This is a genomic window from Streptomyces sp. NPDC088706, assembly GCF_044752765.1.
Lineage (GTDB): Bacteria > Actinomycetota > Actinomycetes > Streptomycetales > Streptomycetaceae > Streptomyces.
Genome location: NZ_JBIVLW010000002.1, coordinates 299,567 through 312,514 on the forward strand (window position 1 = coordinate 299,567; position 12,948 = coordinate 312,514).

Sequence of the window (12,948 nt, forward strand, 5' to 3'; positions counted from 1 at the left end):
ACTTGAGTCGTAACTCATGCGGCAGTGGTCCAATGCGCCACAATGCGGCCCTAGGGTGGCTAAAGGGGAATCATGGTGGTCCACGGCAGGTCGATGGTGTTGCCCGTCTCGCCCTCCGAAGCGCTCAGGAGCCTGCTGCGCATCCCCAGCCCGCCGCCGATGCCGAGGGATATCTGACCGGCCGGGTGGTCGTAGGAGCCCTCGTGCGCGGGCTTGCCGGATCCCTGCATCGCCGATTCGCCGATGTGCGTCATCTCTGCCTCATTCTCTGCCGGAGTTTCTGACGGTAGGTCAACACAGTGCTGCGGTACGGGTGGAAAGACTGACCGGCCACGGGCCCGAGGGATCACGCGGCCCCCGCGGACGGGTTGAGCAGCAGCGCGGAGCCGATCCGGTCGGGGAACCCCGCCCGCAGCAGTCCGTGCCCGATCCCCGAGAGGCCGGTGAGCAGCCCCGGGTGCGGAACGTGTCCGGGGGCCCCGCAGCGCGGGCCCGTCCGGTCGGCGGCGGCCAGCAGGGTCCCGGCCCGGCGCACCCACGGTGTGCGGTCGCCGGTCAGGGCGCTGTGGCCGAGCAGTTCCAGCAGGCCGAGCTCACCGTGGCAGAGGCTGTCGTCGGCGAGCGGGGCGCAGTCCGCCAGCTCACCGGCCTGCTCCGCCAGCCAGCCGGACAGGTCCGGATCGGCGAGCGCGTCCGGGCTGTCCGCGACCGCGAGGGCCACCCCGGCGGCCCCCTCGCACCAGGCCCGGCCACCGGTCACCTCGACGGTCGCCCGGCGCAGGGCCCGCAGCCCCGCCGTACGGTACTGCTCACCACCCCCCGCCGCGGCGAAGCGCAGCAGCGCCCAGCCGACGCCCGCGGCCCCCTCCGCGAAGCCCCCGGCCACCGGGAGCGGGGCGACGGAGATCCGCTCGGCGCACCGCTCGGCCCCCCGCCAGGCCTCGGGCCGGCCGGTGGTGCGGTGCACCGCGAGCAGACAGGCCAGCCCGCCGGCCGCCCCGCCGCGCACCCCGTACCCGTCCTCGGCGGCGCTCGCCGCGCAGGCCAGCCGGGTGGCCGGGCCCGCCAGGTCGCCCACCGTACGGTCGCCGAGCAGCGAACCCACCTCGGCCAGGGCGTACGCGATGCCGCCGAGGCCCGCGAAGGCCCCCGAGCCCAGCACCGCGAGGTCGTCCACCCGGCCGTGCAGCGCGTCCAGCAGTCCGGGCACCGGGGCCAGCGCCTCGCGGGCCGTCTCGGCGTACCGCTCGGCGCCGGTGAGGGCGGCCAGCTGGGCGAGGAAGAGCGCGGGGCCGGTGTAGCCGCCGGCGAGGTCGGCCGCCATCGGCGTGAGGCGCCAGTAGCGTTCGCCGAGGAGTTCCAGGCCGATCCAGTTGGTGCGGTCCTTGTGCCGGTAGGCGAGGGAGACGAGCTGGTCGCCCACCGAGCGTGCGGCGGAGAGGAGTTGCTCCGGCTCGGGCGCGGTGGCGGCCGTCCGGGCCCGCGCGGTACCGCCCGCCCGGTGCGGCGGCTCGGGCGAGGTGGACACCATGGCGGCCCGGATGATCCGTTCCTGGTCCTGGCGGTCCACCGTGTCCATGGCCCGCACCTTCTCCTCGACCCGGACCAGCCCGGTGGGCCCCGGTGCGACCGGCACCCCGCGCCCGGTGCCGCTCCACAGCTCCGTGGCGCCCGGCCGGGTCAGGAAGACCGGCACGTCACCGGCCCACAGCTCCTCGATCTCCTCGTCCTCCAGACCGGGCAGCGCGGGCACCCCCAGGGCCGGGGTGCGCAGCAGGGACAGGACCTGGTGGCGCTCGGCGGCGTCCCGCATCAGGTCGGGGTGGGTCGACTCGTCGAGCAGGGTGGTGTAGGTCCAGGTCGGCCGGAGCACCACCCGTACCTCGTCCTGCGCGAAGGCGGTCAACAGGCCCCGTTGGCCTAGAAGTTCGTCACGGTAGTCGCTGATCGCGGTGTAGCCGGCCCGGAACCCCTCGCACAGGGAGTCGGTGTACGCGGACGGGTCGGCCGCGACCCCTTCCAGCCGGGGCCGGTTGGCGGACTCGGTGAACCGCGCCGAGCGCCGCACCAGCCGCATGGTGTCCGTGCCCGCGTCCGCCCAGTCGGCCGTCTCGATCGGGGAGGAGGCGGCCCGGCCGCCGCCGATGGCGGAGACGTCGAGCGCGGCCGAGTCCCCGACCAGCAGCTGGGGCAGCAGCCCGACCCGGTGGACCGAGGCGTGCAGGGCACGGGCGGCGGGGTCGGCGGAGTGCGCCTGGGAGAGCGGCGGGTGGAACAGGGTCTCCACGTCCACCAGGACCGGGTGCGCCCCGCAGGCGATCAGGTTCTCCTGGTGCAGATCGGTCCCGTCCAGCAGGTGGAGCAGGGCCAGCAGCGCGCCTTGGCGCCGGTAGAAGAGATGGGTCTCGGCCGGCGAGGTGCAGGGCCGCTCCTCGACGAACTCCACCCACCCGTAGTCGCCCCGGTCCAGCACCCGCAGCGCCCGCGGCGACGGTGTCCCGGGCAGGGAACCGAACCACTCCAGGACGGTGTTGAAGTGCCGGTGCGCCGCGAGCGGGCGCGGCTTGTAGACGAGCCGGGTGCCGTCGGTGAACCGCAGCAGCATCACCGAGCGGCCCCCGCGATGGCTGTCACCCGCACCGGCCTCGACGCCGGTCAGCGACCCGGGCCCCCGCCCGCCGCCGAGAGCCCCCGGCGCGCCCCCCGCCCCCCGGTCGCCGAGCACACCGGAGGCGGCCAGCAGCTCCCGGTCGTCGGCGAGCCGGCCCAGCATCTCGGTCAAGGCGTCGGCGGCGGCCAGGCTCGCCCGGGCCAGGACACGGGCCAGTACGGGATAGCCGGTGAGGAAGGCCGCGAGCCCGTCCCGCCCGGCCGTCAGCCGCAGGAAGTCCCGGAACCGCTCCTTCGGCCCGTCCCCGGCCAGCCGCCCCGCCCGCCGCGCCTTGTGCAGCTCCAGCACGAGCGTCCGCGCCGCGAGCCGGGCCAGCCGCCGGGTCAGATGGGACCGGAAGTCCTCCAGTACGGGGGCGAGCCCGACGGCGGTCCCGGCCCGTACGGCGTTGTTCGAGGGCGAGGTCAGCAGCCGCGCGGCGGCCCGTTCGGCGAACGGGGCCACGACGAGGGCGAATCCGGAGAGTCCGGGGTAGTCCCGCGCGGGGACGACGGCCCGGGGCGGTGCGTCGGCGATGACGTCCCGGACGAAGCACACCCAGTCGGGCTCACCCAGGGGCAGTTCCCCGACGACTCCGGGAAGCCACCAGGGACCGTTACCGGTGTCGGGGCCGGTGGCGGGGCAGGCGCCCGGGCCGGTGGTGGCGCGAGCACACCCGCCGACGGTGTGGGCTCCGCCCGTCCCGTTCGTACGTACCGCCGCCGCGGTCCCGTTCGCGGCCGGGGGAGCGAGACGGGCAGCAGCCCCCGTACCGCCGCTGCCGATCAGTTCCTTCTCCACCGCACCTCCCAGGTCGGGAGCGGCCCACCGGACCGCTCGCGTCCATCCTGGTGGGGGAGGCGCCCGGGGCGCATGGGGGAGTTGCCCCCATCTTTCGCCCCCCGGCCGGCCGAGCCCTCCCGGAGCAGCCCCCCCCGCCGGCCTCAGCCCACCCGGGGCGGGGCCGTCGACCCCCGGATCATCAGCTCGGCCGCGATGGTGGCGATGCCGCCGGGCGGCGGGTTCTCCTTTCCCATGGCGAGCCGGCCCGCCCGCGCGCCCGCCTCGAAGAGCGGCAGCCGCACGGTGGTCAGAGCGGGCACGGCGTCCACCGAGAACGGCAGGTCGTCGAAGCCCGCCACCGAGATGTCCTGCGGGATGCGCAGCCCCTGGTCCCGTACGGCGGCGCAGGCGCCCAGCGCGACGGTGTCGTTGGCGGCGACGACGGCGGTCACGTCCGGGTCCCGGCGCAGTATGTCGAGGGTGGCCTCGTACCCGGAGCGCCGGTCGTAGGGCCCGTGCACGGTCAGCCGCTCCTGGTCACCGGCCTCCGCCTGGAGTCCCGCGCCCCGCAGGGCCGCGCGGTGGCCCTCCAGCCGGTGCCGGGTGGTGGTGCGCTCCGGGGGCCCGGCGACGTACCCGATCCTGCGGTGGCCCAGCGAGATCAGGTGCTCGGTCAGGCGCCGGCCGCCGCCCCGGTTGTCGAAGGCGAGCGCGGCGACGAGGGCGTCCCCCTCGGGCAGCGGGGGCCGGCCGCAGAAGACGATCCGGGTGCCGGCGTCCGCGAGCTTGGCCAGCTTCGCGGCCATCGCGGCCTGGTGCGCCGGGTTCTCGACCGCGCCGCCGGTGAGCACGACGGCGGCGGCGCGCTGGCGCTGGAGGAGGGTGAGATAGGTGAGTTCGCGTTCGGGGGAGCCGCCGGTGTTGCAGATGACGGCCAGCTTCTCGCCGCCCGCCCGCCCGGAGCCGTCCCCGGGCCCGCCGATCTGGGTCTGGGCGGCCCCCGCCATGATCCCGAAGAAGGGGTCGGCGATGTCGTTGACCAGGATGCCGACCAGGTCCGATGTGGCGGCCGCCAGGGAGCTGGCCGGCCCGTTGAGCACGTAGTCCAGGTCGTCCACCGCCCGCAGGACCCGCTCCCGGGTCGAGGCGGCGACCGGGTAGTTGCCGTTCAGCACGCGGGAGACGGTGGCCGGGGACACCCGGGCGCGAGCCGCCACGTCCGCCAGGGTGACTGTCATCGCTGTCCTCCGTGAGGGTGCCGTGCGGCGACCTCTTGTCCGGCCGCTGTCGGCAGGCTAGCGTCATCTCGTATAGAAAGCGCTTGCTACGGCTGTATGGAGGGACTTTCGTGACACGCAGGACAGTGCGCATCGCCATGAACGGCGTCACCGGACGCATGGGGTACCGGCAGCACATGGTGCGTTCGATCCTGGCGATCCGCGAACAGGGAGGCCTGGATCTCGGCGGGGGCGAGGTGCTGTGGCCCGAACCCGTGCTCGTCGGCCGGCGCGGTCACGCCTTGGCGGAACTCGCCGAGCGGCACGGCCTGACCGAGTGGTCGACGGACCTGGACGCGGTGCTCGCGGACGACACGATCGACCTCTACTTCGACGCCCAGGTCACCTCGGCCCGGGTGGAGGCGGTCAAGAAGGCGATCGCGGCGGGCAGACACGTCTACACCGAGAAGCCGACCGCCACCGATGCCGCGGGGGCCCTCGACCTGGCCCGGCTCGCCCGGGACGCGGGCATCAAGCACGGCGTGGTCCAGGACAAGATCTTCCTGCCGGGCCTGCTGAAGCTGAAGCGCCTGATCGACGGCGGCTTCTTCGGCGAGATCCTGTCCGTACGCGGGGAGTTCGGCTACTGGGTCTTCGAAGGCGACTGGCAGGAGGCCCAGCGCCCCTCCTGGAACTACCGCGCGGAGGACGGCGGCGGCATCGTCGTGGACATGTTCCCGCACTGGGAGTACGTGCTCCACGAGCTGTTCGGCCAGGTCACCTCCGTAACGGCCCATGTGCGGACGCACGTTCCGCGGCGCTGGGACGAGCACGGCAAGCCGTACGAGGCGACCGCCGACGACGCCGCGTACGGGATCTTCGAGCTGGCGGGCGGGGCGGTCGCGCAGATCAACTCCTCCTGGGCGGTCCGGGTCAACCGCGACGAGCTGGTGGAGTTCCAGGTCGACGGTACGCACGGCTCCGCCGTGGCGGGCCTGCGCAACTGCCGCGTCCAGCACCGCTCCTCGACACCGAAGCCGGTCTGGAACCCGGACCTCCCGGTCACCGAGTCCTTCCGCGACCAGTGGCGGGAGATCCCCGACAACCAGGAGTTCGACAACGGCTTCAAGGCGCAGTGGGAGCTGTTCCTGCGCCATGTCGCCCTGGACGAGCCGTACACGTGGGACCTGCTGGCGGGCGCGCGGGGCGTCCAACTCGCCGAACTGGGACTGAAGTCGTCCGCCGAGGGCCGCCGCTTCGAGGTGCCGGAGCTACGCTGTGACCCGCCACCTCCGCGAGGGCGCGGGCCCCGCGACGGTGACCCGCCACCTCCGCGAGGGCGCGGCCCCCGCGACGGTGACCCGCCACCTCGGCGAGGGCGCGGCCCCCGCCGCTGTCCCCTCCGGCCGACGGAACGCCGGGGAGCCGCGGCCATGACGATGACCATCCACCTGCCCCAGGGCCCCTACACCCCCCGCGCCACCCCGCTCGACCTCGCCCCCACCGCGCTCCCGCCCACCTCCCGTACGGTCTTCTCGGCGGCCCACGTGGTCGCGGACCCGTACGCCGACATCAGCCCCGACGACGCGGCGGCCGTCGACTGGGAGGCCACGCTGGCCTTCCGCCGCCACCTCTGGGCGCACGGCCTGGGCGTCGCGGAGGCGATGGACACCGCGCAGCGGGGGATGGGCCTGGACTGGGCGGGCGCGGCCGAACTGATCCGCCGCTCGGCGGCGGAGGCCAAGGCGGTGGGCGGCAGGATCGCCTGCGACGTCGGCACCGACCAGCTGCGGCCGACCGGCGGTCCGGCACCGACGGATGCCGGGCCGACCGGCGGACCAGCACTCGCCGACGTCCGCACGGCCTACGAGGAACAGCTGGCCCTCGCCGAGGAGAACGGCGTACAGCCGATCCTGATGGCGTCCCGCGCCCTGGCCCGCGCGGCGCGGGGCCCGGAGGACTACCTGTCCACGTACGCGCACCTCCTGCGCCAGGCGTCGGAGCCGGTGATCCTGCACTGGCTGGGCCCGATGTTCGACCCGGCCCTGGAGGGCTACTGGGGCAGCACCGACCTGGACGAGGCGACGGACACGTTCCTGGAGGTCATCGCCGGGCACCCGGACAAGGTCGACGGCATCAAGATCTCCCTGCTGGACGCGGCCCGCGAGATCGACGTCCGCCGCCGCCTCCCGAGCGGGGTGCGCTGCTACACCGGTGACGACTTCACCTACCCGGAGCTGATCGCGGGCGACGAACGCGGCTTCAGCCACGCGCTGTTGGGCATCTTCGACCCGCTGGGCCCGCTGGCGGCACACGCGGTACGGGTACTGGACACAGGCGACACCGCAGGCTTCCGCGCCCTCCTCGACCCCACGGTCGAACTCTCCCGCCACCTCTTCCGGCCACCCACCCGCTTCTACAAGACGGGCGTGGTGCTCCTGGCCTGGCTGGCCGGCCACCAGAGCCACTTCACGATGGCGGGCGGCCTCCAGTCGGCGCGCTCGCTGCCGCACCTGGCGAAGGCGTACGAACTGGCGGACGGGCTGGGCCTGTTCCCCGACCCGGACCTGGCGGCACACCGTATGCGAGCGCTCCTCGCGGTCCACGGACGAACACCATGACGACGACCCCACGGCCACCCGCGCCCGATCCCCTCTCCCGCCTCTCGCTCAACCAGGAGACCGTCAAGCAGTGGTCGCTGCCCGAGCTGGCGCAGGGCTGCGTCAAGGCGGGCATCGGCAAGGTCGGCCTGTGGCGGGCTCCGGTGCAGGCGTACGGCGTCGAGCGCACGGCGACGCTCCTCGCGGACGCCGGGCTCACCGTCACCAGCCTCTGCCGGGGCGGCTTCTTCACCGTCCTGGACCCGGCCGGGCGGACCCGCGCCCTGGACGACAACCGGCGGGCGGTGGACGAGGCGGCGGCCCTGTCCACGGACACCCTGGTCCTGGTCTCCGGCGGCCTCCCGCCCGGCAGCCGCGACCTGTACGGCGCACGGGAGCGGGTGGCCGACGCGCTGGCCGAACTCGCCCCGTACGCGACGGAGCGCGGCGTACGCCTGGCGGTCGAACCGCTGCACCCCATGTTCGCCTCGGACCGCTGCGTGGTCTCGACGCTCGGCCAGGCCCTGGACCTGGCCGAGCGCTTCCCGGCCCACCAGGTGGGTGTGGTCGTCGACACCTACCACGTCTGGTGGGACGACCGGGCCCCCGCGCAGATCGCTCGCGCCGGAGCGGGAGGCCGCATCCACTCCTTCCAGCTGGCCGACTGGATCACCCCGCTCCCGGCGGGCGTTCTGCTGGGCCGGGGCCAACTGGGCGACGGAAGCGTGGACCTCCGCTCGATCCGCCGGCAAGTGGAATCCGCAGGCTACGACGGCCCGATCGAGGTGGAGATCTTCAACGAGGAGCTCTGGGCCCGTGACGGGGCCGAAGTCCTGGCCGAAGTGGCGGACCGCTACCTGCAACATGCCTGCTGAGAGCGTTGACCGAGGCCGAAGGTAAAGAGATCGTAAAGGGCTGCAACCTTTGCGTACCCTCCCGGGTCACACATGGCGTCGGGACTTCCGGGGAGGGGTCCGGGGGGAACGGGAAGACCCGACGGGGGGAAAGCGAGGGGGGTCCGGCCGCGAGGCCGGGCCCCATTCTTGCTTTCCGGCCCCCGCTTTCGGACCGGTGGCTCTCTGGGACCGTTGGCTGACGAACCACGGTTCCGGGGGCCGCCCGGCAAACACCGGACGGCCCCAGTCACGCACTCTTCCCGCACTCTTCGCGGATCACAGGGCGAGCATGACCCGCGCGGGGATACCGGCGTCCGCGAGCGGCCGCAGCGCCAGCCGGATCAGGGCCAGCGCGTTGTCGTCGCCCGCGATGCGATTGGCACTGAGTTCGCCGCAGGTCAGGCAGAGGTGGATGAGCATCCACTCCCCGTCCTGCCGCACCGACAGGCTCAGCGCCGTCATCCGTCCGCCGCAGCCCGCCGCCCGGTCACCCGGCACCCGCCGGTCGACGTCCAGGCTGACCAGGCAGGACGGGCAGTGGTTGCGGTGGGCGGTGCCGGGCGCGACCAGGGAGACATCGAGTCGGCAGCCGACACACCGGAACGCGTCGCCGCGCGCCCCGGCCGGCCCGTGGAGGACGTCCTTCGCCCGCTGGGGCCGGCGCTGCCCGGTCGGCCGGGCTCTGCGCCGCGTCACAGGTCACCGAATGCTTCGAGCGGGAACGGCGGCTGCGCGAGGGGACGTACGGCCATCCGCATCAGGATGAGCTGGTTGTCGTCCCCGCAGACGGGGTTCGAGGTCAGCTCGTCGCAGCGGACACAGCGGTGGACGACCATCCAGTCACCGGTGCGGAGCACCGCGATGGAGATCGGGGTCATCCGGCCCTCGCAGTCGGAGGGGCCGCCCTCGACGTGGTCGACGAGGTGCTGGGAGTGCAGGCAGCTGGGGCAGTGGTTGCGCCGGCTGCTGTCGGGAGCGAACGCGGCGACGGTCAGTCCGCAGCGGACGCAGGTGAAGGTGGAGAGGGAGGACATGGCTGAGCGGTGCTGGAGGTGGTCGTGTGACACCCGGATACTCCTTGCCGAAGGTGAGGAACAAAGCAGCAGGGAAGTACCGAGCACCCCTCGCGGCGGAGGGCCGGAGCGTCCAAGGGCGTGGGGAAGGGCCGTAGGCCGTGGAGCGTCAGCAGACGGTGAACGTACGGCTGCGCATGCGGTCAGGCCCGGTCGTCCCGGCGCCACAGGCGCGACGAGGGAGGCTCGGAATCACTGGCCGGGGCATACATCAACTGCTTTCCAGGGCTGACGCCCAGAGGTCACCTGCGGTCGGCACCGCGGCGGAGGTGCGGACACCGTAACCACGGAGGCTACGGACGGACCACCGAATTACGCCCGGCGGCACGCTCGCCCGTACGAGGCGAATTCCGTAGCCCCGAGGTTCGCCCGGCACCGCACCGCCTCGTCCGCGCCGCTCGGAGTGGGGAAGTCCCGAGTCATCGTGGCCCGGAAGCGCCGGCCCGAGTACGTCGTGCCCGAGAGCGTGGAGACGGTAGCCGTCCAAGCGTCCGTTCTGCCAGCAGGTGGCTGCCGGTGCGGCGTTGTGGGTCGGTTTGCCTCGCGGAGGAGGGCGGACGTCCGGGTGAGGCGGGTCAGCCGGGTGACAGGCGCGGTGAAGCACGCCTTCCGGCGCGTGGGCGGGCGCCGGTTGGGTATCAGCCATCCATGGCCTTCATGAAGCGTGTAGCTCTCGCCCCTCGCGCTGTACGCCAGCTCCGGCGCGTCCGCTCGGTGTACCTGGTCGGAATGATGCTCTCCCTGCTGGGTCTGGTCCTCCAACTGGACCGTGAGGCCGGCGCGGGCCGGCAGCTCGGGATCGCGGCGATCCTGCTCGCCGCCTTCACCGCCCTGTTCGGGCTGGCGGTCGTCCAGCTGTGGCGCCACACCCGGACCAGCCACTGCAGTACGTCGAAGAAGCTGACCCGGGCCGTCTGACCTACGCCTGCGAACACGGCCCCGCGGCCCTACCGCCTTGACCTGTACGTCAGCGGGGTCCGCGCTGCCCGCCCCCCTCCGTACCCTCAGGGAAGAGATGCGGGTACTGGCTCGCGAGGAAGGCCGTCTCCGCTGTGAGGACCGGGTCGGAGACGTCCCAGTCGTGCGCGGAGGGGTGCCCGGCGAACAGCCCGCACGCGTCCTCGCCGCGCGCGTCGAAGGCGGGGCATCAGGCCAGTCCGGCGAGGGTCGCGCGACCTGCGTTCCAGCGCACCCAGACGCCCTCGCCGGTCGTGTCGTCGTCCCAGAGCAGGGCCGCGTGCTGGCCATCATGCCCGTCTCCCAGTTCGCACAGGACGTACCCGGCCTCCGGACGGCTGCCGGGAGCGGCGAGCCGGACCACGTGCTCCGGAGGCGGCAGCAGAGCTACGGCGGTGCAGGGGTTCATGGGGCGGAAGACCTCCGTTCTCCGTCAGAGCTCGTCGGCGTCGGCGTCGGTATCGGTATCGGTATCTGCATCGGAAACCCGCCGTTGGACCTCGCCGTGGATGTGCTCGGTGATCAGGTCGCCGAGGGGGTCGGTCACGGAGAAGGAGTGCGGACCGGGGTGGTGGTCGTAGTACGCACACGAGGTGATGGTGCGGGTGACCAGGTGGCGGAGGACGGCCGGGCACAGGGGGAGGACGTCGAGCCGGTAGACGCGGTGGGCGCAGGTCCCGGTCCACACGAGCCACAGGTCCCGGTCGTCGGGGGTGTCGGCCGCCCAGAGGTGGGCGGCGTGCTGGGCGGACTCGTCGTGCTCGCCCAGCTCGCAGAGCAGGAACTCGTCCTGGTCGAGGACGTCGGGTGGGCGCACGGGCCGGCCTTCCATGGTGGCGAGCGCGAGGAGCGCCTCGGCGTACGGAACGTGGGTCACGGCGGTGCATTGCAGCACGTCTTCCTCGCGGGAGTTCTCGTGGTTCCGATGACGTGGCCCGTCCGGCTCTCGGACCGGGCACGGTAGGGCCGGCGCCTCGGCCCGGTGCTCATCGCTCATGCCCGGCCCTCCGCCCCCACCGGCCAGCCGGCGAGGGTGACGCGCAGCCCGACGGCGGGGTCGGCCACGGTGAGCAGGGCGGGGAGCCCGCACTCCAGGGCGCGCAGGGCCTCGTCCTGGCTTCGGTCGTCACCGGCCCACGCCCGCAGCCCTTCCGGGGCATCGGACCCGTGGAAGGTGACCGGCCGGACGTCCCGCGCCCGGAGCCAGGGGGAGGCGGGTGGCAGATCGCGCCCGTGCCCGTCGGCCAGCCGCAGCGCCTGCCGCTGGAGCCAGCGGAGCAGGAGGCGGCGGTTCGGTACGGCGACCCCGCCGAGCCAGACGGTGCGCCCGCCGCCGGTGGCGGTGACGGCGGCGACGTACTCCAGATCCCTCATGCGGCACCCACGCGCGCTCTCACAGCACTTCCCCCCGACTGCGGGCGTTGAGCCATGCGGTACGGGCCCGTAGCTGCTCCATGGGGAGTGCGGGCCGCACGTGCCGGGGCTCGGCCTCCCACTCGCGCCCGCCGCCCACGGGACGGAGGGCCCAGCGGGCGCCGGCGACCCCTCGGAACTCGCCCACCCGGTCGGCGCGGCTGGTGTCGACCATGAGAGCGCCGGGCGCGGGGAGAGCCGGAAGGTCAGGAGGCTGCTGGGTATTCGGACGCACGTTCTCGTCGTACACCGATAGCTCCTCTCCGTAGTTGATTGACTACCGGGGCGGCTCAGCGTGACCTAGCGTTGAGGCAGGCATCAACGTTTCGAAGCTGGGGGGTACGTTGGTAAACCGTAAGGAACTCAACCCGCTGGGGGGCCCGGAGGCGGCCTACGGCGCACGGCTGCGCGGTGCGCGCGAGGCTCGGGGCTGGAAGCAGGACGATCTCGCCAGGCGGATCGGGTACACCGGGCGCCACATCTCCGGGGTGGAAACATGCAACAAGTCCCCAACTCGCAAGTTCTCGATCGCCGTTGATGTCGCACTGGGGTTCACGGAAACCGTCGATTCGTTCGAGCGCGAGTGGCGGAAGATCAAGCACGGGGTGCTGTTGCAGGGCTTCCCGGAGTACGTGGCGTTGGAGGGCGGGGCGGCGGAGATCAGGCTGTTCGAGTCGGGCCTGATCCCTGGTCCCCTTCAGACGAAGGAGTACGCGCAAGCGCTGGCTGACAGCGCCGTCGAGCGAGGGGTCATCACGCGTGAACAGGCCGACGAGCGCGTCTCGTTCCTCATGGAGCGGCAATCCGCCTTAGTACGGCCCGTGCCGCCGGTCCTGATCGGGGTACTGGACGAGAGCTGCATCCGCCGACCGGTCGGCGGCCCTGTGGTCATGGACGCGCAGTTGCAGCATCTGGTCGACTTCGCCGCGCAGCCCGACACCACGCTTCAGATCGCCCCCTACAGCATCGGCGAACGCCGCCCTTTCGATAGAGCGGTGAACCTGCTGACGCTGGAGAACCGGTCCGTGGTCTCCTATGTCGAGTCCGAGACGCAGGGCTATCTGGACCGTGAAATCGGCTCTGTACTGCCGCTGGTGAGGGCCTACCATCAGTTGCAGACCGTGTCTCTGTCGCAGACAGACTCCGTGGACGTGATCCACCAGCTTCGAAAGGGCATCTCGTGACGACCGAAACGACGACCCAGCAGTGGGTCAAGTCCTCCTACAGCAACAACGGTGGCACCTGCGTCGAGTGGGCCCCGGGCACCGCGTCCACCACCGGCATCGTCCCCGTACGCGACTCGAAGAACGTGAACGGCCCGGTGCTCAGCCTCCCCGCTGCCGCGTTCACCGCCTTCGT

General features: G+C 72.9%; 13 protein-coding genes and 2 pseudogenes. 6 read left to right on the forward strand and 9 right to left on the reverse strand.

Going from position 1 to position 12,948, the window contains the following annotated elements; genetic code table 11:
• Window positions 1-59: 59 nt before the first annotated feature.
• From ACIQAK_RS06920 to ACIQAK_RS06930, 3 genes are all read right to left on the reverse strand, one after another.
• The gene (locus ACIQAK_RS06920; RefSeq protein WP_366387247.1) at window positions 60-254 is read right to left on the reverse strand and encodes a hypothetical protein; all 195 of its coding nucleotides are present in this window, start codon (window positions 252-254) and stop codon (window positions 60-62) included.
• Between the two features lie 92 nt (window positions 255-346).
• Complete coding sequence (locus tag ACIQAK_RS06925; protein WP_366387248.1) at window positions 347-3,451, reverse strand: type 2 lanthipeptide synthetase LanM family protein; 3,105 nt, start codon at window positions 3,449-3,451, stop codon at window positions 347-349.
• A gap of 143 nt (window positions 3,452-3,594) precedes the next feature.
• Complete coding sequence (locus ACIQAK_RS06930) at window positions 3,595-4,671, reverse strand: LacI family DNA-binding transcriptional regulator (protein ID WP_366387249.1); 1,077 nt, start codon at window positions 4,669-4,671, stop codon at window positions 3,595-3,597.
• Window positions 4,672-4,781: 110 nt separating this feature from the next.
• On the opposite strand from ACIQAK_RS06930, the pseudogene ACIQAK_RS06935 reads away from it, so the two are divergent.
• The 3 genes and pseudogenes from ACIQAK_RS06935 to ACIQAK_RS06945 form a co-directional block, all read left to right on the forward strand.
• A pseudogene (locus tag ACIQAK_RS06935) lies at window positions 4,782-5,924 on the forward strand (Gfo/Idh/MocA family protein); the annotation flags it as partial.
• A 165-nt stretch (window positions 5,925-6,089) separates the two neighbouring features.
• A complete protein-coding gene (locus ACIQAK_RS06940) occupies window positions 6,090-7,271 on the forward strand; it encodes a dihydrodipicolinate synthase family protein (RefSeq protein ID WP_366387802.1) in 1,182 nt (393 codons plus the stop codon).
• Entirely contained in the window at window positions 7,268-8,125 is an 858-nt protein-coding gene (locus ACIQAK_RS06945; RefSeq protein ID WP_366387250.1) for a sugar phosphate isomerase/epimerase family protein, read from the forward strand. Before ACIQAK_RS06940 ends, ACIQAK_RS06945 begins: the two co-directional genes overlap by 4 nt.
• Before the next feature lie 297 nt (window positions 8,126-8,422).
• Here ACIQAK_RS06945 and ACIQAK_RS06950 read toward each other — a convergent pair whose 3' ends face one another.
• Together ACIQAK_RS06950 and ACIQAK_RS06955 are read right to left on the reverse strand one after the other, a co-directional pair.
• Window positions 8,423-8,842, reverse strand: coding sequence for an RNHCP domain-containing protein (locus ACIQAK_RS06950; protein WP_366387251.1), 420 nt, complete (start codon window positions 8,840-8,842; stop codon window positions 8,423-8,425).
• On the reverse strand, window positions 8,839-9,180 hold the full coding sequence (locus tag ACIQAK_RS06955; RefSeq protein ID WP_366387803.1) for an RNHCP domain-containing protein: 342 nt from the start codon (window positions 9,178-9,180) through the stop codon (window positions 8,839-8,841). Before ACIQAK_RS06955 ends, ACIQAK_RS06950 begins: the two co-directional genes overlap by 4 nt.
• A 687-nt stretch (window positions 9,181-9,867) precedes the next feature.
• On the opposite strand from ACIQAK_RS06955, the gene ACIQAK_RS06960 reads away from it, so the two are divergent.
• Window positions 9,868-10,137 (forward strand): hypothetical protein, encoded by a 270-nt coding sequence (locus ACIQAK_RS06960; RefSeq protein ID WP_366387252.1) that lies wholly within the window; start codon window positions 9,868-9,870, stop codon window positions 10,135-10,137.
• Window positions 10,138-10,186: 49 nt separating this feature from the next.
• On the opposite strand, the pseudogene ACIQAK_RS06965 reads toward ACIQAK_RS06960, so the two are convergent.
• The 4 genes and pseudogenes from ACIQAK_RS06965 to ACIQAK_RS06980 form a co-directional block, all read right to left on the reverse strand.
• Window positions 10,187-10,585 (reverse strand): annotated as a pseudogene (locus tag ACIQAK_RS06965) (hypothetical protein).
• Between the two features lie 24 nt (window positions 10,586-10,609).
• A complete protein-coding gene (locus ACIQAK_RS06970; protein ID WP_366387253.1) occupies window positions 10,610-11,071 on the reverse strand; it encodes a hypothetical protein in 462 nt (153 codons plus the stop codon).
• A gap of 98 nt (window positions 11,072-11,169) precedes the next feature.
• The gene (locus ACIQAK_RS06975) at window positions 11,170-11,550 is read right to left on the reverse strand and encodes a hypothetical protein (protein ID WP_366387254.1); all 381 of its coding nucleotides are present in this window, start codon (window positions 11,548-11,550) and stop codon (window positions 11,170-11,172) included.
• Window positions 11,551-11,569: 19 nt separating this feature from the next.
• The gene (locus ACIQAK_RS06980) at window positions 11,570-11,839 is read right to left on the reverse strand and encodes a hypothetical protein (RefSeq protein ID WP_366387255.1); all 270 of its coding nucleotides are present in this window, start codon (window positions 11,837-11,839) and stop codon (window positions 11,570-11,572) included.
• Window positions 11,840-11,933: 94 nt separating this feature from the next.
• On the opposite strand from ACIQAK_RS06980, the gene ACIQAK_RS06985 reads away from it, so the two are divergent.
• Window positions 11,934-12,773 (forward strand): Scr1 family TA system antitoxin-like transcriptional regulator, encoded by an 840-nt coding sequence (locus ACIQAK_RS06985; protein WP_366387256.1) that lies wholly within the window; start codon window positions 11,934-11,936, stop codon window positions 12,771-12,773.
• On the forward strand, window positions 12,770-12,948 hold a 179-nt coding region (locus ACIQAK_RS06990), incomplete at its 3' end, for a DUF397 domain-containing protein (RefSeq protein ID WP_401847863.1). The genes ACIQAK_RS06985 and ACIQAK_RS06990, both read left to right, overlap by 4 nt.